We start from the raw sequence: 19335 nt of genomic DNA, 5'->3' as shown, positions 1-19335 counted from the left end.
GATCCCTCAGCTTTCGAGCGGAATGCACCGATAACACGAACGGATAGACTGACCGATATGCGCCGAGCGAAAATTGTCTGCACCCTGGGTCCTGCCACGGACTCCTACGAACAGCTGAAGGCCATCGTCGAGGCGGGCATGAACGTCGCCCGACTGAACATGAGCCACGGCACCCACCCCGAGCACGAGGAGCGGTACCGCAAGGTCCGCCAGGTGGCCGAGGACACCGGCCGCACCATCGGTGTGCTGGCCGACCTGCAGGGCCCGAAGATCCGCCTGGCGACCTTCGCCAACGGTCCGGTGACCGTCGACAACGGCGACACCTTCACCATCACCACCGAGGATGTGCCCGGGGACCAGCACATCTGCGGCACCACCTACAAGGGCCTGCCCGGCGACGTGAAGCCCGGCGACCCGATCCTGATCAACGATGGCGTCATCGCCCTGGAGGTCGTCAGCGTCGACGGCCCGCGGGTGAAGACCGTGGTGATCGAGGGCGGCGTGCTCTCGAACAACAAGGGCATCAACCTGCCCGGCGCGGCCGTGAACGTGCCCGCGCTCTCCGAGAAGGACAAGGACGACCTCCGGTTCTCCCTGCGCCTGGGCGTCGACATGGTCGCGCTCTCGTTCGTCCGCAACGCCGGCGACATCGACGACGTGCACAAGGTGATGGACGAGGTCGGCATCCGCGTCCCGGTCATCGCCAAGATCGAGAAGCCGCAGGCCGTCGAGGCGATGGAGGAGATCGTCCTCGCGTTCGACGCCGTCATGGTGGCCCGTGGCGACCTCGCCGTGGAGTACCCGCTGGAGCGGGTCCCGCTGGTGCAGAAGGAGCTCATCACCCTCTGCCGCCGCAACGCCAAGCCGGTCATCGTCGCCACCCAGATGATGGAGTCGATGATCCACGCCTCGCGGCCGACCCGCGCCGAGGTCTCGGACGTCGCCAACGCCATCCTGGACGGCGCCGACGCGGTCATGCTGTCCGCCGAGTCGAGCGTCGGCAAGTTCCCGGTCGAGACGGTCAAGACCATGAGCCGGATCGCCGAGACCGCCGAGCAGCAGCTGGTCTCCCAGGGCCTGCAGCCGCTCAACCCCGGCCGCAAGCCGCGCACCCAGTCCGGCTCGGTCGCCCGCGCCGCCTGCGAGCTCGGCGACTTCCTGAACGGCAAGGCGCTGATCGCCTTCACCAAGTCCGGCGACACCGCCCGCCGGCTGTCCCGCTACCGCTCGCCGATCCCGGTGATCGCCTTCACCCCGGACTCCGCCACCCGCAACCAGCTGTCGCTCAGCTGGGGCGTCGAGGCGTACGTGACGGAGCAGGTGGCCACCACCGACGAGATGGTCGAGCAGGTCGACCGCGAGCTGCTCCGCCTGGACCGGCTGGCCGAGGGTGACACCGTCATCGTCACGGCCGGCTCGCCCCCCGGCATCCCCGGCACCACCAACATGGTCCAGGTCCACCACCTGGGCACCCGCGTCAAGAACTGACGCCCGCGGCAGCACCGAGGGGCGGCCCTTCCCGGCAGGGAGGGGCCGCCCCTCGGGCGTGCACGGTCGGGCACTACTTGCCGACGTACGGTTCCTCGTCGTTGTAGAGCTTCATGCCGGGGATCTTGAGCGTCCCGCCGAACTGGCCGGCCTGGATCGCCGTGGCGTTGTTCAGGGTGATGTCGAGCGGGATCGGAACGCCGCTGAGCAGGTCCCACAGCCACTTGGGCAGGGTGTCCGGGGTGAGGGTGATCTCGCCCAGGTCGATCGGGATCGGCAGGCCGTAGATCTCCGCGAGGTGGCCGGACAGGCGCTCGACGTACATGGTGATCGGGCCGTTGCGCATGGTCGAGGTGGAGTTCGGCGCGCTCTTCACGTGGAAGGTCAGGCCGGGGATCTCGATCGTCGACATGTCGAGGTTGCCGATGTCCACGCTGGCGGTGGTGAACTTCAGGACGCGCTTGGTGCCGGTCGGGGTCTTCACGTCGTAGACACCGTTGAAGACCGAGCCGTGCAGGGCGAGCCTGGTCGACTTGAGGGTCCAGTTCTGCTCCGGCACCACGTGGCCCGGGCCGGCCGCCTTGGCGGCCACGTCACGGGTGTCCAGCACGCAGTTGGGGCCGGCCGAGGCGGAGGCCGACGGGGTCGGCGTCGCCGCCTTGCCCTTGGCGGCCGGGGCCTTGCCGGCGGAGGCGGACGGGGCGGCGCCGGCCGAGGCGGACGGCGCGGGCGCCGGGGAGGGAGCCCCCGAGGGCGAGGCCGAGGCGGACGGGGTGGCCTGCTTGGAGGAGGTCTCGACATTCGGCGCGGGCGGCACCGGGGTCGGAGTCGGGGCGGCGCTCTTCGCCGTGTTCGGGTGGAATATCCCGTCCACGATGTCGTCTATCAGCCCGGCCTGCTGCACCCCGGAGGTCTGCACGCTGTGGCCGCCGGTGGTGGAGGTGGTGTAGACGGCGGGGTCGGTCCCGGCGGCGGCGGACTGCTGGGCCGGCACCTTCGCCGCGGCCTGGGTGGCGGGCTGCGTCCCCGGCTTCGTCGCGGTGGACTTCTCCGCCGGATCCGTACCCGGGGTGATCTTGATTTCGCTCTGCGGGACCGGGGTCTCCTCGATCACCGTGTCGGGGGCGCTCGCGCAGGCCTTGTCGGTCTTCGAGTCCGCCATCGCCAGGGTGGGCGCGTAGGCGCCGACCAGCAGGACGGTCGGCACGGCGGCGATGGCCAGCGCGCGACCGCGCAGCCGGCTGCCGACACCGTTGCGGGGAGCGGCGTGGCGCGGGCCGGGCACGCGGCCCGTCGAGTCGTCTCGCTCGGTCACCGCGGCTCCTCCGGGTCGACGGCGGCCGGGGCCGCAGCGTGGGCCGGCGGCTGCTCCTCGGCCGTGGCCGGCTCGTCGTGCGCGGCCTGCTCGGCCGTCTGCGCCTCGCCGGCGGCGTCCTCCGGCAGCGGCTTGAGCGGGGTCCAGGCGACCAGCAGGCCACCGGCGATCAGGCCCGGCGTCACGCCGAAGCCGAAGCCGCCGAGGTTGGAGACCGGGATCGAGATCAGCGACAGGATCGTGGTGGCCACGCCGCAGAAGACCCGCACCAGCGGCTGGAACCAGGCCGTCAGGCCCAGCGCGATCATCAGCAGGCCGATGATCAGCGAGCCGGCGCCGGCGGTGGTCGCCATCGAGACCGTCAGCCCGCCGAGGCTCAGGTGCGCGTAGGGGAAGTAGAGGATCGGGACGCCCGCGAGCATGGCCAGCAGGCCGCCCCAGAACGGCCGGGTACGGCGCCAGGCGCGGAAGCTCGTCCGCATGCGCGCGTGAGCCGGCGCTTCCTCGGGCCAGGATTCGGCGGTTGCGCTGGACATGGTGCAACTCCTCGATGGTGTCTACGAGGGGGGAAAGCCAAGGAATTCGGCCGGGGGCAACGGAGATCCGCCGCCCCCGGCCAGGAGTCCGCGAGGACGGTGCGCCGACCGGCGCCCCGTCAGCTCACGGTCAGTAGCACTCGACGCCCGCGCCGGAGCCCCGGTTGATGTTGAGCTTCAGGCCGCTCAGCTTGAACGTGCCGGCCGAGGTCGCCCAGGCGGTCTGCTCCACCTTGGTCAGGTGGGCGGACTTGGCGGCCTGGGCGAAGCCCTTGGTGCCGGTGGGCGTGGTGTTGCCGAGGGCGCGGTACTTCTCGATCACGCCGCCCTTGTGCGCGTCCAGGGTCGAGGCGTCCTGGCCGATGTTGATGTCGGTGAACGTGGCGTCCGCGTTCAGCTGGTCGAGGTCGATCAGCAGGTTGGCGGCCTCGACCGGCTTGCCGGACTCGTTGCCGGCCTTGAGGACCAGGGTCCACTCGCCGAGCGGGCCGAGGTCGGTGACCACGGACTGGCACAGGCCCTGGATGGTGGCGGTGTCGAAGGCCGACACGGCGACCGGGTGGACCTTGTTGCCGTTCTTGTCCGGGGTGCCCTGGTCGACCGAGCCGAACTGGGCGAAGCCCTGGCCGTCCAGGTCGGCGGCGGTGACCTTGAAGCTCTGGCCGGACACGCTGAACGAGGCGGCCAGCGCGCTGTTGGCCAGGCTGACACCGATGGCGGCGGTCGCGGCGATGCTGGGGACCATCACGACGGCGAAGCGACGCCAGCGCGTCTTGCCGAAAGTCTGGGACATGCAGTCCTCCTTCTAGGACGTACATCTCCGGCCGGGTTCCGGTGCGACCCGCACTGGCCCGGCCCGGGATGGCAGAGAGCTACGTCCTCGGTAACGGAGAGCGCCAGACCGTCGTGGGACCGACGGTCGCGGCGATCACCCCCGAGCGACAACCGACGGCCGCACGGGGTGCGCGACCGACATGAGGCCAGGAGCCGCGGTGTGGGATCTGCGGCTACCCCCCTGTCCTCCAGACACCGGCCGGAGCCGGCGGCTGCCCGGTGGGGATCCCTCAGTGAGGGACCGGGCGTGGCCGATCGTGCTTGAATCCCGGGCGAAGCACAAGAGGTGCGTTACTGACGGGTAATCCAACAACAGGTGCCGATGATCATGGAATCGAAGGCATGGTTACCCAGAGTGACATTCTGAAGAATTTGTGGCGCTGAAATCCGCCGGAAACAGGAATGAAACACCCCTCCTTGGTCACCTGGGGTGAGCAAGGAGGGGCTCTGTCAAGATTTGATAAAGCTCTGGGGTTTTCGTGGGATTGTCGCCAAATCAACGGCGACACCGCAGGTCATCTGCCGTGCCACCGGACCGGGCGTCAGAACAGCACGCGGGCCAGCGCCGTCCGTGCGGCGACCACCCGCGGGTCGTCCGCGCCGATCACCTCGAAGAGCTCCAGCAGTCGCAGCCGCACGGTGTCCCGGTCCTCACCGAAGGTCTTGGCCACCGTCGCGACCAACCGGCCGAAGGCGTCCTCGACATGACCCCCGACCAGGTCCAGGTCGGCCGCCTCCAGCTGCGCGGTGACGTCCTTCGGGTCGGCGGCGGCCGCCGCCCGTACGGCCTGCAGGTCCAGGCTCTCCACCCGGCGCAGCAGCTGTGCCTGGGCCAGGCCCAGCTTGGCCTCGGTGTGACCGGGGCGGTCGGCGAGCACGTTCTGGTAGGCCTGGATGGCGCCGCCCAGGTCGCCGCGGTCCAGCGCGTCGTGCGCGGCCTCCAGCGCCGGGTCGGCCGGCACCCGCGGGGCCGCCGCGGCGGCCTCGCCCGCCTCGGCGGCGGCAGCCGGGTCGACCGGTGCGCCGACGATGCCGAACCGCTGCTCGGCGACGGCGATCAGCTGGTCGAGGATCTTGCGGACGTTGGCCTCGTTCTCCGCGCCCTGGAAGAGCGGGACGAGCTGGCCGGCCACCACCGCCATGACGGCGGGGATGCCCTGGATGCCGAACTGCTGGGCGATCAGCTGGTTGGCGTCCACGTCGATCTTGGCGAGCACGATCCGGCCGGAGTACTCCTCGGCCAGCCGCTCCAGGATCGGGCTGAGCTGCTTGCACGGGCCGCACCACTCGGCCCAGAAGTCGATCACCACGGGCACCTCGGCCGACCGCTGGACGACCTCGGTCTCGAAGGTCTCCTCGGTGACGTCGATGACCAGCGGCTGGGCCGGCGGCGCGGCCGGGTCGCCCCCGGCGGCGGTCTGACGGGCCCGCTCGGCCCGGGCCTGCTCGGCCTTCTGAGCGGCCTCACCGGCGGCCTTGACGGCGGCGAGGTCGACCGCACCGCGCAGGGCGGAGCTGTTGAGACGCGAATTCCGTGACTGCATGGCACCATCCTCCCCCGTCGACGCGGATGACGGGCGCCAACCGCCCGGAAAGGTCGTGCCGAGCCTTCCCCGCTCCGCCGCCCGCCATGCGGCGGGCACCGCTCCCCTCGTAGCCGTGCGTCCGGTGCGGATCCCCATCCACACCCGCGCCCGCCCGATCCCATGGGCCGGGGCGCGTGGTTGTCGCTCTTTCGCTACGAGTCGTAGCGTATCTGCACCCCGGGCACGTCCCGCAAGTCCCCCCGGCCCTCCACGGACGTGAGCTGCCCCACTTTCCGGTCGCACCCCCCTGCGGGTCCGACCGAACGGTCGCTACGGTGGCATTCCCCGACAAGTTACTTATCGGTAGAACGCAAGGAGGCTCGGTGGCCCCCACCACCCGGCAGCCCGCGGGACCTGCACAGGCCGCGGACGAAGCGCCCTTCGGCGCGCCCGGCCGCGGCAAGGGCCGGCCCCGCAGTGCCACCGCCGACCGCGCCATCCTGGACGCCACCAGGGCCGCCCTCGCCGAGATCGGCTGGGGCGGACTGACCATGGGACACGTCGCCACCCGGGCCGGCGTGGCCAAGACCACCCTCTACCGGCGCTGGCCGTCCAAGAACGAGCTCGTGGTGGACGCCGTGGCCAGCCTGTTCGACGACCTCGAAGTGGCCGACCTGGGCAGCCTGCGGGCCGACATCGAGGCCGTGGTGGCGCAGTTCGCCGACCTGCTGGCCCGGCCGGAGACCCAGGCCGCGCTGCTCGCCCTGTTCGCCGAGGGCAGCCGGGACCCGCTGCTGCGGCAGCGGATCCGGGAACGCATCGTCGACCCGCAGAAGCACCTGGTGCGGCTCGGCCGGGCCAACGCCCAGGCCCGCGGTGAACTCGACCCGGACCGGGACGAGGACACCGCCTGCGAGGAGATCGACATCATCTTCGACACCATCGCCGGGACCGTGGAGCACCGGATGCTGGTCAGCGGCGAGCCGATCACCGCCCGGTGGATCCACCGCTTCACCACCCTGCTGCTCAGCCCGCTGCCGGGCCTGTCCGCGGCCCTCGCGGAGACCCCGCAGGCCTGAGGCCCGCCCGCCGCGCGGCGGCCACCGGACGCCGAACGCGCCGAGGGGGCGCCAGGGATCACCCCCGGCGCCCCCTCGGGCATCCGGTCAGAACGAGGCGTTCTCCCGGTAGATGCCCCACTCGTCCCGCAGCGCGTGGCAGATCTCGCCCAGCGTGGCCTCGGCCCGGACGGCCCGGAGCATCGGCGGGATCATGTTCTCGCCGGAGCGCGCGGCGGCGAGCATCTCGTCCAGCCCGGCCCGGACGGCGGCCTCGTCGCGGGCGGCCTTGCGGGCGCCGAGCACCCGGACCTGCTCGCGCTCGACCTCGTGGCTGACCCGGAGGATCTCCAGCTCCTTGGTGACGCTGCCCGGGTGGCAGTTGACGCCGACCACCCGCTTCTCACCCTTCTCCAGCGAGCGCTGGTACTGGAAGGCCGCCTCGGCGATCTCCCCGGTGAACCAGCCCTCCTCGATGCCGCGCAGGATGCCGGAGGTGATCGGCCCGATCGGGTGGTCGGCGGTGCCCTTGTCGAGGATCCGCTGGAAGATCTCCTCGGCCTGCGCCTCGATCCGGTCGGTGAGCGCCTCCACGTACCAGGAACCGCCCAGCGGGTCGGCCACGTTGGTGACGCCGGTCTCCTCCATCAGCACCTGCTGGGTCCGCAGGGCGATCTCGGCGGCCTGCTCGGAGGGCAGCGCCAGAGTCTCGTCGAGGGCATTGGTGTGCAGCGAGTTGGTGCCGCCCAGCACCGCCGAGAGCGCCTCGACGGCGGTGCGCACCACGTTGTTGTACGGCTGCTGCGCGGTGAGCGAGACGCCCGCGGTCTGGGTGTGGAACCGCAGCCACTGCGCCTTGTCGGTCTTCGCGCCGAAGCGGTCGCGCATCCAGCGGGCCCAGATCCGGCGGGCGGCGCGGAACTTGGCGATCTCCTCGAAGAAGTCGAGGTGGGCGTCGAAGAAGAAGGACAGGCCGGAGGCGAAGTCGTCCACGTCCATGCCGCGGGACAGGCCGAGCTCGACGTAGCCGAAGCCGTCCGCGAGGGTGTACGCCAGCTCCTGCGCGGCCGTCGCCCCGGCCTCCCGGATGTGGTAGCCGGAGACCGACAGCGGCTTGTACGCCGGGATGTTGGCCTCGCAGTACTCCATCAGGTCGCCGATCAGCCGCAGGTGCGGCTCGGGCGCGAACAGCCACTCCTTCTGGGCGATGTACTCCTTGAAGATGTCGGTCTGCAGGGTGCCGTTGAGCACGCCCGGGTCGACGCCCTGGCGCTCGGCGGCCACCAGGTACATGCAGAAGACCGGGACGGCCGGGCCGCTGATCGTCATCGAGGTGGTGACGTCGCCGAGCGGGATGCCGCCGAACAGGATGTCCATGTCGGCGGCCGAGTCGATGGCCACCCCGCAGTGGCCGACCTCGCCGAGCGAGCGGCCGTCGTCCGAGTCGTAACCCATCAGGGTGGGCATGTCGAAGGCGACCGAGAGCCCGCCGCCGCCGGCCTCCAGGATCATCCGGTAGCGCTCGTTGGTCTGCTGCGCGTTGCCGAAGCCGGCGAACTGCCGGATGGTCCAGGTGCGGCCCCGGTACCCGGTCGGGTGCAGGCCGCGGGTGTACGGGTACTCACCGGGCCAGCCGATCCGCTCGAAGCCCTCGTAGGGCTGACCCGCGGGCGGCCCGTAGACCGGTTCGACCTCGTCGCCGCTCAGCGTGGTGAAGTCCGCGTCGCGCTTGCGGGCCTTGTCGTAGCGCTGCTGCCAGCGCTGGCGGCCGGCCTCGATCTCGTCGGCGTCCATCGACTCCGAACTCCGCTCCGTGCGGCCGCCCGTTCCCGGGACGACACAGCCAGTAGGACGTCTGGTGAGACGTACCACCAAAGTACTCGGACGTCCTAGTATCTGTCGATGGCCGCCCTCGGCGTGGCTCGCACGGAAAGCCGTACGGCGCCCGCCGGCCGTCCAGGGGGCGCGAAAAAGGCGCCCCCTCCCGACGGGGAGAGGGCGCCTGGCAGAAGCCGAGCGAGTGCGGGTCAGGCGCCGACCGGCTGCGCGTCCCGGATCAGCGGGGCCACCTCGCGGGAGACCCGGCGCTCGACGAAGAACACGGCGGTGGGGACGGTGCCGGCGAGCAGCACCCAGGCCAGCTTGCCGATCGGCCACTTGGCCTTGGTGCCCAGGTCGAAGGCGAGCACCAGGTAGACCACGTACAGCCAGCCGTGCGCGATGCCGACGGCGGTGGTGAAGCCGGCCGCGCCCGAGAGGTCGAGGACGTACTTGGCGACCATCCCGAGGGTCAGCAGGATCAGGAGGACGCCGGTCACATACGCCAGCGCCCGGTAGCGGGTCAGCACACTCTGCTTCATGGCATCGAGGGTAACCGCCCTCACGGGAGGCCCCCGCCGCGCCCCGGTCGACCTCCGCCCTGCCCCGCCGGTCAGGCCTGCTCGGGCTCGCGGAAGTCGCCGGCCGCCACCCGCAGGGGCCGCAGCAGGTCGAACACCTGGCCGCACTGCTCCGCGTCGTAGCCCTCCAGTCCGAAGTCGACGGCCATCAGCTCGCGGGTCGCCTCCTCCACCACCTCGCGGCCGCGGGCGGTGATCGAGGCGAGCACGCCCCGGCCGTCCAGCGGGTTGGGGCGGCGGGCGACCAGGCCCGCCCGCTCCAGGCGGTCGACGGTGTTGGTGACGCTGGTCGGGTGGACCATCAGCCGCTCGCCGATCTTGGAGAGCGAGAGTTCGCCCGTTCTGCTGAAGGTCAGCAGCACGAGCGCCTCGTAGCGGGCGAAGGTCAGACCGTACGGCTTGACCACCGCGTCCACCCGGGAGAGCAGGATCTGGTGGGCGCGCATCACCGAGGTGATCGCCGGCATGGCGGGGACGCTTCCCCACCGGCGCTTCCAGAGCTCGTCGGCGCGGGCGATCGGGTCGAAGTCGAGTGCGAGGGGCTTGGCCACATCCCCACCGTACCGGCGGGCCCCCGAGCGAGTAGCAGGTGTCCACGATGCTGGACAAGACCGGCTCCTGGCGGAATCACGCCAGCCGTTCAACGACTCGCAAGAGTGCGGTCAATGCTGTGAATATTCCGGCAATATTCAGTTAAATCAACCGAGTTGTCGGATTTCGCCAGGAATTCAGCCTCCGTTCGGACGTAAACCCCCTGAAAGCGCGGTGATTTGCGCGCTTTGCCCGGTTCGTTCTGCCGCCGCCGGCACCCGCCTCCCCGCCCTGAGCTGGCGAGACATGGCCAACTCTTGCTGCAGACCTGTCATTTGATCACTTCGATTGTCATGCTTCTCGCCAACCCGTCGGGCATCTGCCAACCCCACCCCGGCAGTTGCCTCCTGACCGCACGGGCCAGCACGTCAGCGCCCGTTCCGCCCCAGCAGGCATCACGTCCGGTGCCCCGGAGCGAGGCGCCACCGCGCACGCGGTTGATCCGGAAGGAATCCGTACGTGAAGCGAAAGCTGACAGTCGGAGCCGTTCTCTCTGCCTCGGCGATCCTCGCCAGCGCCATCCAGGTCAGCGCCGGCATCGCCCAGGCCGCCCCGATCGCCGACGCCCCCGTCGCCGGCAGCCAGCGGGCCGCACTCATCGCCCTCGCCGACGCCCAGGCCCCGGCCGCCGCCCGCGCCCTCGGCCTCGGCGCCCAGGAGAAGCTGGTCGCCAAGGACGCGGTCGTCGACGCCGACGGCAGCCGCCACCTGCGCTACGAGCGCACCCTCGGCGGGCTGCCGGTGATCGGCGGCGACGTCGTCGTCCACCAGGACTCCAAGGGCGCCGTCGTGGCCGCCAACCGGGCCGTCGACGGCTCGGTGGCCCCCACGACCACCACCCCGAAGCTCTCCGCCGCCCAGGCCGCGGCCAAGGCCTCCGACGCGGTGCAGGCGACCGTCGGCATCGCCAAGGACGCCGACGAGCCCGCCCTGGTCTCCACCGGGCAGGTCGGCGAGGCCAAGCTGGTCGTCTGGGCCTCCTCCGGCGCCCCGCGCCTGGCCTACCAGACGGTGGTCGAGGGGACCCGCGCCGACGGCACCCCGAGCCGGCAGCGCCTGGTCACCGACGCCGCCACCGGCGAGGTGCTCTCCAGCCACGAGGAGGTGCAGTCCGCGACCGGTTCGGGCAAGGGCGTGTTCGTCGGCAGCGTGCCGCTGACCACCACGCTGTCCGGCTCGACGTACCAGCTGAAGGACGCCGGCCGCGGTGGGATGTACACCACCAACCTGGCCAACAAGACCTCCGGCAAGGGCACCCTCTACACCGACGCCGACAACGCCTGGGGCACCGGCACCGTCTCCAACGGCCAGTCCGCCGCCGTGGACGCGCAGTTCGGCGCGGCGGCCACCTGGGACTACTACAAGAACACCTTCGGCCGCAGCGGCATCCGGGGCGACGGCGTCGGCGCGTACAGCCGGGTCCACTACGGGCGCAACTACGTCAACGCCTTCTGGGACGACGGCTGCTTCTGCATGACCTACGGCGACGGCTCCGGGAACACCCACCCGCTCACCGAGCTCGACGTGGCCGGCCACGAGATGACCCACGGCGTCACCTCGAACACCGCGGGCCTGGACTACTCCGGCGAGTCCGGCGGCCTCAACGAGGCCACCAGCGACATCTTCGGCACCATGGTCGAGTTCTCCGCCAACCTGGCGTCCGACAAGCCGGACTACCTGATCGGCGAGCTGATCAACATCAACGGCGACGGCACCCCGCTGCGCTACATGGACAAGCCCTCCAAGGACGGCGGTTCGGCCGACTACTGGTCCTCCACCGTCGGCAGCAAGGACGTCCACTACTCGTCCGGTGTCGCCAACCACTTCTTCTACCTGCTGGCCGAGGGCAGCGGCGCGAAGACCATCAACGGCGTCAGCTACAACAGCCCGACCTACAACGGCGCCACCGTCACCGGCATCGGCCGGGACAAGGCCGCCAAGGTCTGGTACCGCGCGCTGACCGTCTACATGACCTCGACCACCAACTACAAGGGTGCGCGCACCGCGACCCTGAGCGCGGCGACCGACCTCTACGGTGCGGGCTCCGCCGAGTACGCGGCGGTCGCCGCCGCGTGGGCCGGAGTCAACGTCAGCTGACCCGGCGCCACCACCGGCCACCTGAACGCGCGGCTGCCGGGCCCTCCGGAGGGGAGGTCCGGCCGCCGCGCCGCAGGCCCTGGCGGTGTCCGGTATCGCCGGATGCCGGACACCGCCGGGCTGACGAGATTCTGCCAATTGTCGTCATAGACCTGTCATTTGACGGTCTCGATTGTCATGCTACTGACCAGCCCCGTACGGCGCCCGCCACCACCCCACCGGCAGACGCCTGTTGACCGCACGGAGCAGCACGTCAGCGTCCGTTCCGCCCCAGCAGGCACTAACCCCGGTGCCCCGGAACGAGGCGCGACCGCGCACACGCGGTTGATCCGGAAGGAATCCGTACGTGAAGCGAAAGCTGACAGTCGGAGCCGCTCTCTCAGTCTCGGCGCTGCTCGCCGGCGCGATCCAGGCCGGCGCCGGCCTCGCCGAGGCCTCCCCCGCCCCGGCCGCCGCCCAGCAGCGCGCCGAGCTGATCGCCCAGGCCGACAGCCAGGCGCCCGCCGCGGCCCGCGCCCTCGGCCTCGCCGCCCAGGAGGAGCTGGTCGTCAAGGACGCGATCGTCGACGCCGACGGCAGCCGGCACGTGCGCTACGAGCGCACCTACGCCGGCCTGCCCGTCCTCGGCGGCGACCTGATCGTGCACCAGAACCCCAAGGGCGCCGTCACCTCGGTCGACCGCGCCGTCGAGGGCTCACTGGCCCCCGCCTCCCTCAGCCCGAAGCTCTCCGCGGACCAGGCCGCCGCCAGGGCCGCCGGCGCCGTCCGGGCCACCGTCGGCGTCGCCAAGGACGCCGACGAGCCCGCGCTCGCCTCGGTCGGCACGCCCAGCGGCGCCAAGCTGATCATCTGGGCCTCCTCCGGAGCACCCCGGCTGGCCTACCAGAGCACCGTCGAAGGCGTCCGCGCCGACGGCACCCCGAGCAGCCAGCTGCTGGTCACCGACGCCGCCACCGGCGAACTGCTCTCCAGCAACGAGCAGATCCACACCTCCAACGCCACCGGCACCGGGTACGGCGTCTTCGACGGCACGGTGACGCTGACCACCAACTACACCGGCAGCGTCTACCAGCTGAAGGACAACACCCGCGGCGGCATGTACACCGTCGACAAGAACGGCACGCTCTACACGGACGCCGACAACATCTGGGGCAACGGCCAGGCCGGCAACGGCCAGTCCGCCGCCGTGGACGCCCAGTTCGGCGCGGCCACCACCTGGGACTACTACAAGAACGTCCACGGCCGCAACGGCATCAAGAACAACGGCGTCGGCGCGTACAGCAAGGTGCACTACGGCACCAACTACGTGAACGCGTTCTGGAGCGACAGCTGCTTCTGCATGACCTACGGCGACGGCGCCGGGAACACCCACCCGCTGACCGCCATCGACGTGGCCGGCCACGAGATGACCCACGGCGTCACCTCCGCCACCGCGGGTCTGAACTACTCCGGCGAGTCCGGCGGCCTCAACGAGGCCACCAGCGACATCTTCGGCACCATGGTCGAGTTCTACGCCAACCTGTCGGTGGACAAGCCCGACTACCTGATCGGCGAGCGGCTCAACCTGAACGGCAACGGCACCCCGCTGCGCTACATGGACAAGCCGTCGAAGGACGGGGCCTCCGCCGACTACTGGTCCTCGACCGTCGGCAACAAGGACGTCCACTACTCGTCCGGCGTCGCCAACCACTTCTTCTACCTGCTGTCCGAGGGCAGCGGCGCGAAGGTGATCAACGGCGTCAGCTACAACAGCCCGACGTACAACGGCGCCGCCGTCACCGGCATCGGCCGGGACAAGGCCGCCAAGATCTGGTACCGCGCGCTGACCACCTACATGACCTCCACCACCAACTACAAGGCCGCCCGCACCGCGACGCTGAACGCGGCGAGCAGCCTGTACGGCTCGACCTCGGCGGAGTACAAGGCGGTGGCCGCGGCCTGGACCGCCGTCAACGTCAGCTGACGCCGGCGCCGCCCCGCAGACCCGCGGCGGCCGGGATCTCCGCAAGGGAGGACCCGGCCGCTGCGCCAAATTCCCGGGGCGCCCCGGGGTCAGGCCGCGGTGGCCGCGCTCCCGGCGGCGGCCGGGTACTCGCCGCGCTCCTCCTTGGCCAGCATCCGCTCGGCGAAGAACCCGCCGGTGGGCAGCACCGACAGGACGAACAGCACGATGCCGCGCCTGGCGTCCCAGCGCTGCTTCTGCCAGGCGAGCGCCAGGAACACCAGGTAGAGGATGAACAGCACGCCGTGCACCATGCCCATCACCGGAACGGCGTTGAAGCTGGTGGTGCGCTTGAGCACCGAGCAGACCAGCAGCAGGATGAACGACAGGCCCTCGGGGCCGGAGACAAGGCGCAGGCGGTGGACGGCGCTGCTCTTCACGGTGGGTTCCTCACGGGCGGGTCGGCCGGGCGATCGGGCGGGACGGGACGCTTGTGAACGGACGCACAAGCCGCCACCCATTATCACCGACCTCACGCCCCGCCCCGGCGCGGGGTGGCGAGGCTCACCCGGCGCGGGCGGGTTCGTCACAGCCGCGCCACGGAACACGCCGACGGCTCGGGTTCCGTCCGCCGTCCCCCCTATCCTGCTGCCGCGCGGTCTGACGGACAGACCCGCCACGGACACGGGGGCTGCTGCCAGATGTTCAAGCTCGACTGGGACCGCCGGACCTGCTCCCGGCGCGGCCACATCACTTACGCGCCGGCCGAGCCCGAGCTGCGCGAGCGGCTGCACGCACACACGGCGGTCGGCGACGCCTGGCGCTGCCTGCGCTGCGGGGACTTCGCGCTCGGCGCCCCGCACGGTGCGGGGCCGGCCGAGGAGGCTCCGCTGGTGCCGCGCGGGCGGGCCCTGCGGGACCTGTTCATCCTGCGCTTCCTGGCGGTCGAGCGGGGCCTGCGCGGGCTGCTGGTGCTGGTCGCGGCCTGGGCGGTGTGGAAGTTCTCGAACAGCCAGGACGCGGTGCAGCGGATCTTCGACGAGAACCTCACCGTCTTCCGGCCGGTCGCCGACCACTTCCACTGGGACCTGGAGCACTCCCCGGTGGTGGACACCGTCCGCAAGGCCTTCGGCCACGAGCACCGCACCCTGGTGCTGCTGGCGGTCGGCCTGGTGGCGTACGCGGTGATCGAGATCGTCGAGGCCGTCGGCCTGTGGATGAACCGGCGCTGGGCCGAGTACCTGGCGGTGGTCGCGACGGCCGCCTTCCTGCCGATCGAGGCCTACGAGCTGACCGAGCACATCAGCGTGCTGAAGATCTGCACGCTGCTGCTCAACATCGTCGCGGTGCTGTGGATCCTGCTCTCCAAGCGACTGTTCGGGCTGCGCGGCGGGCACGCGGCCTTCGAGGCCGAGCGGCACTCGGCCTCGCTGCTGGAGGTCGAGCAGGCGGCCGGGGCGGTCCCCGTCAAGGCCTGATCACCGGACAAACCGTCACAGAACGGTCCCTTCTGTCGCAGCTGGGTACCGAATGGCCCGAGCCCCTCCCCGGAGGGGGCTCGGTGCCGTTACATTCGCCCGGTGGCACAGTTTCGGCTCCAAGGGTCAAAGGTGCTCGCCGTCGACATGACGGGCGACACGGTCAAAGCACGTAACGGGACGATGGTCGCCTACACCGGGCAGATGGGCTTCAAGAAGCTCTCCGGTGGCGGCGACGGGCTGCGGGGCATGGTCACCCGCAGGCTGACCGGTGAGCAGATGGTGGTGATGGAGGTCAAGGGGCAGGGCACCTGCTTCTTCGCCGACAGGGCCAGCGAGGTGAACCTGGTGCGGTTGAACGGCGAGACGCTGTACGTCGAGGCCGAGAACCTGCTCTGCACCGAGGCGACCCTGCACACCGGCACCAGCTTCACCGGCCTCAACGGGATGGCGTCCGGCAACGGCCTGTTCACCACCAAGGTGGAGGGACACGGCTGGGCCGCGCTGACCTCGCGCGGTCCGGCGATCATCCTGCGGGTCTCCCAGGGCACCCCGCTGCGGGTCGACCCGGGCGCGTACATCGCGCACACCGGGAACCTCAACCGCAGCCTGAAGTCGGGTGCGGGCTGGACGACCCTGATCGGCGAGGGCGGCGGCGAGGCGATGCAGGTGGAGTTCACCGGCGAGGGCCTGGTCTACGTGCAGCCGTCCGAGAAGATGACCTTCGGGGGTGACGTCTGATGCCGTTCAACAAGATCAACAACAAGATGGTCGAGGCCCAGGTGCTGCCCGGCCAGAAGGTGTTCAGCCAGCGCGGTGCCATGCTCGCGTACACCGGCGAGGTCTCCTTCACGCCCAACGTGATGGGCGGCCAGGGCGGCGTGCTGTCGATGATCGGCCGGCGGGTGGCCAACGAGGACACCCCGCTGATGACCGTCGAGGGCCACGGCAAGGTGATGTTCGGGCACGGCGGGCACAACGTCCAGGTCATCGACCTCACCGGCGACACCCTCTACGTGGAGGCCGACCGGCTGCTCGCCTTCGACGGCAGCCTGCAGCAGTCGACCATGTTCATGGGTCAGCAGGGCGGTGTGATGGGCATGGTCCGCGGCCAGGTCACCGGCCAGGGCCTGTTCACCACCAAGCTCGACGGCCACGGCTCGGTCGCCGTGATGGCGCACGGCGGCGTGTTCGAGCTGCCGATCGGCCCCGGCCAGCCGGTGCACGTCGACCCGCAGGCGTACGTGGCGCACCGCGGACAGGTGACCAACAAGCTGTCCAGCGCGCTGGGCTGGCGCGACATGGTGGGCCGCGGCTCGGGCGAGGCGTTCCAGCTGGAACTGTCCGGCCACGGCGTGGTGTACGTGCAGGCGAGCGAGGAGAAGCTCTGATGTCCTACCCGCCGCAGCAGCCCCCGTACGGGCAGCAGCCGTACCCGCCCCAGCAGCCCTACGGGCAGCCGCAGCAGCCGTACGGGCAGCCGCAGCCGGGCCAGCCGCCGTACCCCCAGCAGGGCTACGACCAGGCGTACCAGCAGACCCAGGCCGCCATGCCCGGCCAGCCCTACGGCGCCCCGCCGCAGCAGCAGTACGGCGCGCCCCCGCAGGGCGCGTACGGCGCCCCGCTGCCCTACGCCGCACCGGGCGGCGAGGGGCCCACCGTGCACGACGCGCACAGCCTGCCGGTGAACGACAACGTCAACCCGTACGCCTTCTCGGTGGACCTCAACGGGGCCTACTACCTGCAGAAGGGCAAGATGATCGCCTACTACGGCGACATGCGCTTCTCGGGCATCGGCCGCGGTGCGATCGACCAGATGCTGGAGCGGAACTTCAACTCCCCGCTGCACGCCTCGGACTGGGTGGTCGCCGAGGGCCGCGGCAAGCTGCTGCTGGCCGACCGGGCCTTCGACCTGAACTCGTACGACCTGGAGAACGGCAACCTGACGGTCCGCTCGGGGAACCTGCTGGCCTTCGAGCCGACGCTGCAGCTGAAGCAGTCGATCATCCCGGGCTTCCTGACCCTGATCGGCACCGGCAAGTTCGTGGCCGCCTCCAACGGGCCGGTGCACTTCGTCGAGCCGCCGATCAAGGTGGACCCGCAGGCCCTGGTCGGCTGGGCGGACTGCCCCGCGCCGTGCCACCACTACGACCACGGCTACATGCACGGCCTGATCGGCGGGCTGCGCCACCTCACCGGGCTCGGCGGCGCCTCCGGCGAGGAGCACCAGTTCGAGTTCATCGGCGCCGGCCAGGTCCTGCTGCAGTCCTCCGAGACGCTGATGGCCGAGCGCTCGGTGGGCGTGGTGCACGCCGAGGCCGGGGTGCCCGGTGCCGGTTTGCCGCACCAGCCGGCCGGGCACGGTCAGCAGCAGCTGCCCAATGTGAACATCCCCGGCCTCGGCAACCTGGGCGATCTTGGACGGCGCTTCGGTCTCTGACCTGCGGGGTCAAATATTGTACAACTTTTAACAATCCAGGTTATGCTGGCGCCATGGAAACGAACCTGACCGAAGCGTCGGCGGTCTCCGCCTCCGAGTCCGAGGCGGAGACCCCCTGGCTCACCGCCGCCGAGCAGCGGTTCTGGCGCGCCCATCTGGAGGTCAGCAAGCTTCTCGACTACCAGCTCGGCCGCGAACTCCAGCCGCACAACCTCGCCATCAACGACTACGAGATCCTGGTGGTCCTCTCCGAGGCCCCGGACCGGCGGATGCGGATGACCGACCTGGCCACCGCCACGCTCCAGTCCAAGAGCCGGCTCTCGCACCAGATCACCCGGATGGAGAACGCCGGGCTGGTCCTGCGCCAGGAGTGTCCGGGCGACCGCCGCGGCCTGTACGCCAACCTCACCGGGCTGGGCTGGGAGACGATGCAGAAGGTCGCGCCGGACCACGTCCGCAGCGTCCGCGAGCACTTCGTCGACCGGTTCACCCCGGCGCAGATCGACGCGATGTACGCGGCGCTGGCCCCCGTCGCGGAGCATCTGCGCAACCTCCGCGGCCGGGGCTGAGCACCGGCCGCGGGAGGAGGCGTCGCGGGGGCCCCGGCGAGCGGGGCCGGACCGCTCAGGCGCCGGTCAGGTCGGCCACCAGCTGGTCGGCCGCGCCGTACGGGTCGAGCTCACCCGCGGCCACCCGCTCGGCGAGGGCGGACAGCCGCCGGTCGCCGTGCAGGTCGCCGATCCGGGCCCGCAGCGCGGCCAGCGCGATCGCCTGGACCTCGTCGGCCGCGCGCCGGCGCCGCCGGGCGGCCAGTTCGCCGGTCTCGGCCAGCCAGGCGCGGTGCTTCTCCAGCGCCTCGACCACCTCGTCCATGCCCTCGCCGCGGGCGGCGACGGTCTTGACGATCGGCGGGCGCCAGTCGCCGGGGCCCCGGGACTCGCCGAGGCCGAGCATGTGGTTGAGCTCCCGGGCGGTGGCGTCGGCGCCGTCCCGGTCGGCCTTGTTGACCACGAACAGGTCGCCGATCTCCAGGATCCCGGCCTTCGCCGCCTGGATCCCGTCCCCCATGCCCGGCGCCAGCAGGACGACCGTGGTGTCGGCCTGCGCGGCGATCTCCACCTCGGACTGACCGACGCCGACGGTCTCCACCAGGATCACCTCGCAGCCGGCGCCGTCCAGCACCCGCAGCGCCTGCGGAGCCGCCCACGACAGGCCACCCAGGTGGCCGCGGGTGGCCATCGAGCGGATGAAGACCTCCGGGTCGGTGGCGTGGTCCTGCATCCGGACCCGGTCGCCGAGCAGCGCACCGCCGGAGAACGGCGAGGACGGGTCGACCGCCAGCACGCCGACCCGCTTGCCGAGCCGCCGGTACGCCGAGACCAGCGCGGACGTCGAGGTGGACTTGCCCACGCCGGGCGAGCCGGTGAGCCCGACGGTGTACGCCTGCCCGGTGTACGGGGTCAGCGCGGCCATCACCTCGCGCAGCTGCGGCGCGGCGTTCTCCACCAGCGTGATCAACCGGGCGACGGCCCGCGGCCGGCCCTCCCTGGCCTGCGCGACCAGCGTGGTGACATCGACCATCAACGTGCTCCTCGATCGGGAACAGGGCTGCTCGCCGGGACGGTCGTCGT

Annotated in this window: 18 protein-coding genes; 9 read left to right on the top strand and 9 right to left on the bottom strand. The window is 71.1% G+C overall.

Annotation, left to right across the window (positions count from 1 at the left end; genetic code table 11):
- The first annotated feature begins 57 nt into the window (after nt 1-57).
- A complete protein-coding gene (pyk, locus tag OG871_RS24345) occupies nt 58-1488 on the top strand; it encodes a pyruvate kinase (RefSeq protein WP_371499244.1) in 1431 nt (476 codons plus the stop codon).
- Nucleotides 1489-1561: 73 nt separating this feature from the next.
- Here the strand turns inward: pyk and OG871_RS24340 are convergent, their stop codons facing one another.
- The 4 genes from OG871_RS24340 to trxA all read right to left on the bottom strand — a co-directional run bounded on the left by OG871_RS24340 (nt 1562) and on the right by trxA (nt 5717).
- A complete protein-coding gene (locus OG871_RS24340; RefSeq protein WP_371499242.1) occupies nt 1562-2803 on the bottom strand; it encodes a hypothetical protein in 1242 nt (413 codons plus the stop codon).
- Nucleotides 2800-3339: a DUF6114 domain-containing protein gene (locus OG871_RS24335; protein ID WP_371499241.1), complete on the bottom strand. Its 540-nt coding sequence runs from the start codon at nt 3337-3339 to the stop codon at nt 2800-2802. Before OG871_RS24335 ends, OG871_RS24340 begins: the two co-directional genes overlap by 4 nt.
- Nucleotides 3340-3469: 130 nt before the next feature.
- Nucleotides 3470-4132 (bottom strand): DUF6230 family protein, encoded by a 663-nt coding sequence (locus tag OG871_RS24330; RefSeq protein WP_371499238.1) that lies wholly within the window; start codon nt 4130-4132, stop codon nt 3470-3472.
- 583 nt (nt 4133-4715) lie between these two features.
- Entirely contained in the window at nt 4716-5717 is a 1002-nt protein-coding gene (trxA, locus tag OG871_RS24325; RefSeq protein WP_371499236.1) for a thioredoxin, read from the bottom strand.
- A gap of 365 nt (nt 5718-6082) precedes the next feature.
- On the opposite strand from trxA, the gene OG871_RS24320 reads away from it, so the two are divergent.
- The gene (locus OG871_RS24320; protein WP_371499234.1) at nt 6083-6778 is read left to right on the top strand and encodes a TetR/AcrR family transcriptional regulator; all 696 of its coding nucleotides are present in this window, start codon (nt 6083-6085) and stop codon (nt 6776-6778) included.
- An 87-nt stretch (nt 6779-6865) separates the two neighbouring features.
- Here the strand turns inward: OG871_RS24320 and OG871_RS24315 are convergent, their stop codons facing one another.
- The 3 genes from OG871_RS24315 to OG871_RS24305 all read right to left on the bottom strand — a co-directional run bounded on the left by OG871_RS24315 (nt 6866) and on the right by OG871_RS24305 (nt 9707).
- Nucleotides 6866-8551 carry a methylmalonyl-CoA mutase gene (locus OG871_RS24315; RefSeq protein ID WP_371499232.1) on the bottom strand — a complete coding sequence of 562 codons (1686 nt, stop codon included), beginning with the start codon at nt 8549-8551 and terminating at the stop codon, nt 6866-6868.
- A 233-nt stretch (nt 8552-8784) separates the two neighbouring features.
- Nucleotides 8785-9117 carry a DUF3817 domain-containing protein gene (locus tag OG871_RS24310; protein WP_371499230.1) on the bottom strand — a complete coding sequence of 111 codons (333 nt, stop codon included), beginning with the start codon at nt 9115-9117 and terminating at the stop codon, nt 8785-8787.
- 71 nt (nt 9118-9188) lie between these two features.
- A complete protein-coding gene (locus OG871_RS24305) occupies nt 9189-9707 on the bottom strand; it encodes a MarR family winged helix-turn-helix transcriptional regulator (RefSeq protein WP_371499228.1) in 519 nt (172 codons plus the stop codon).
- Nucleotides 9708-10206: 499 nt separating this feature from the next.
- On the opposite strand from OG871_RS24305, the gene OG871_RS24300 reads away from it, so the two are divergent.
- Both OG871_RS24300 and OG871_RS24295 read left to right on the top strand, forming a co-directional pair.
- The gene (locus tag OG871_RS24300) at nt 10207-11844 is read left to right on the top strand and encodes a M4 family metallopeptidase (protein ID WP_371499226.1); all 1638 of its coding nucleotides are present in this window, start codon (nt 10207-10209) and stop codon (nt 11842-11844) included.
- A 346-nt stretch (nt 11845-12190) separates the two neighbouring features.
- On the top strand, nt 12191-13807 hold the full coding sequence (locus OG871_RS24295; protein ID WP_371499224.1) for a M4 family metallopeptidase: 1617 nt from the start codon (nt 12191-12193) through the stop codon (nt 13805-13807).
- 89 nt (nt 13808-13896) lie between these two features.
- Here OG871_RS24295 and OG871_RS24290 read toward each other — a convergent pair whose 3' ends face one another.
- Nucleotides 13897-14226, bottom strand: a complete 330-nt coding sequence (locus tag OG871_RS24290) for a DUF3817 domain-containing protein (protein WP_371499222.1) — start codon at nt 14224-14226, stop codon at nt 13897-13899.
- A 261-nt stretch (nt 14227-14487) separates the two neighbouring features.
- Between OG871_RS24290 and OG871_RS24285 the strand changes: the two genes are divergently transcribed.
- The 5 genes from OG871_RS24285 to OG871_RS24265 all read left to right on the top strand — a co-directional run bounded on the left by OG871_RS24285 (nt 14488) and on the right by OG871_RS24265 (nt 18273).
- Nucleotides 14488-15264, top strand: a complete 777-nt coding sequence (locus tag OG871_RS24285; RefSeq protein ID WP_371499221.1) for a DUF2127 domain-containing protein — start codon at nt 14488-14490, stop codon at nt 15262-15264.
- 102 nt (nt 15265-15366) lie between these two features.
- Nucleotides 15367-16005: an AIM24 family protein gene (locus OG871_RS24280; protein WP_371499219.1), complete on the top strand. Its 639-nt coding sequence runs from the start codon at nt 15367-15369 to the stop codon at nt 16003-16005.
- Nucleotides 16005-16655, top strand: coding sequence for an AIM24 family protein (locus OG871_RS24275; protein ID WP_371499217.1), 651 nt, complete (start codon nt 16005-16007; stop codon nt 16653-16655). The genes OG871_RS24280 and OG871_RS24275 overlap by 1 nt, the downstream gene beginning before the upstream one ends.
- A gap of 158 nt (nt 16656-16813) precedes the next feature.
- On the top strand, nt 16814-17704 hold the full coding sequence (locus OG871_RS24270; RefSeq protein WP_371503408.1) for an AIM24 family protein: 891 nt from the start codon (nt 16814-16816) through the stop codon (nt 17702-17704).
- A gap of 53 nt (nt 17705-17757) precedes the next feature.
- The gene (locus OG871_RS24265; RefSeq protein ID WP_371499215.1) at nt 17758-18273 is read left to right on the top strand and encodes a MarR family winged helix-turn-helix transcriptional regulator; all 516 of its coding nucleotides are present in this window, start codon (nt 17758-17760) and stop codon (nt 18271-18273) included.
- 55 nt (nt 18274-18328) lie between these two features.
- Here OG871_RS24265 and meaB read toward each other — a convergent pair whose 3' ends face one another.
- The gene (meaB, locus tag OG871_RS24260) at nt 18329-19285 is read right to left on the bottom strand and encodes a methylmalonyl Co-A mutase-associated GTPase MeaB (RefSeq protein WP_371499214.1); all 957 of its coding nucleotides are present in this window, start codon (nt 19283-19285) and stop codon (nt 18329-18331) included.
- Nucleotides 19286-19335: the final 50 nt, after the last annotated feature.

The organism is Kitasatospora sp. NBC_00374 (assembly GCF_041434935.1).
Classification (GTDB): Bacteria; Actinomycetota; Actinomycetes; order Streptomycetales; family Streptomycetaceae; genus Kitasatospora.
This window is presented reverse-complemented; position numbering and strand designations above follow the sequence as displayed.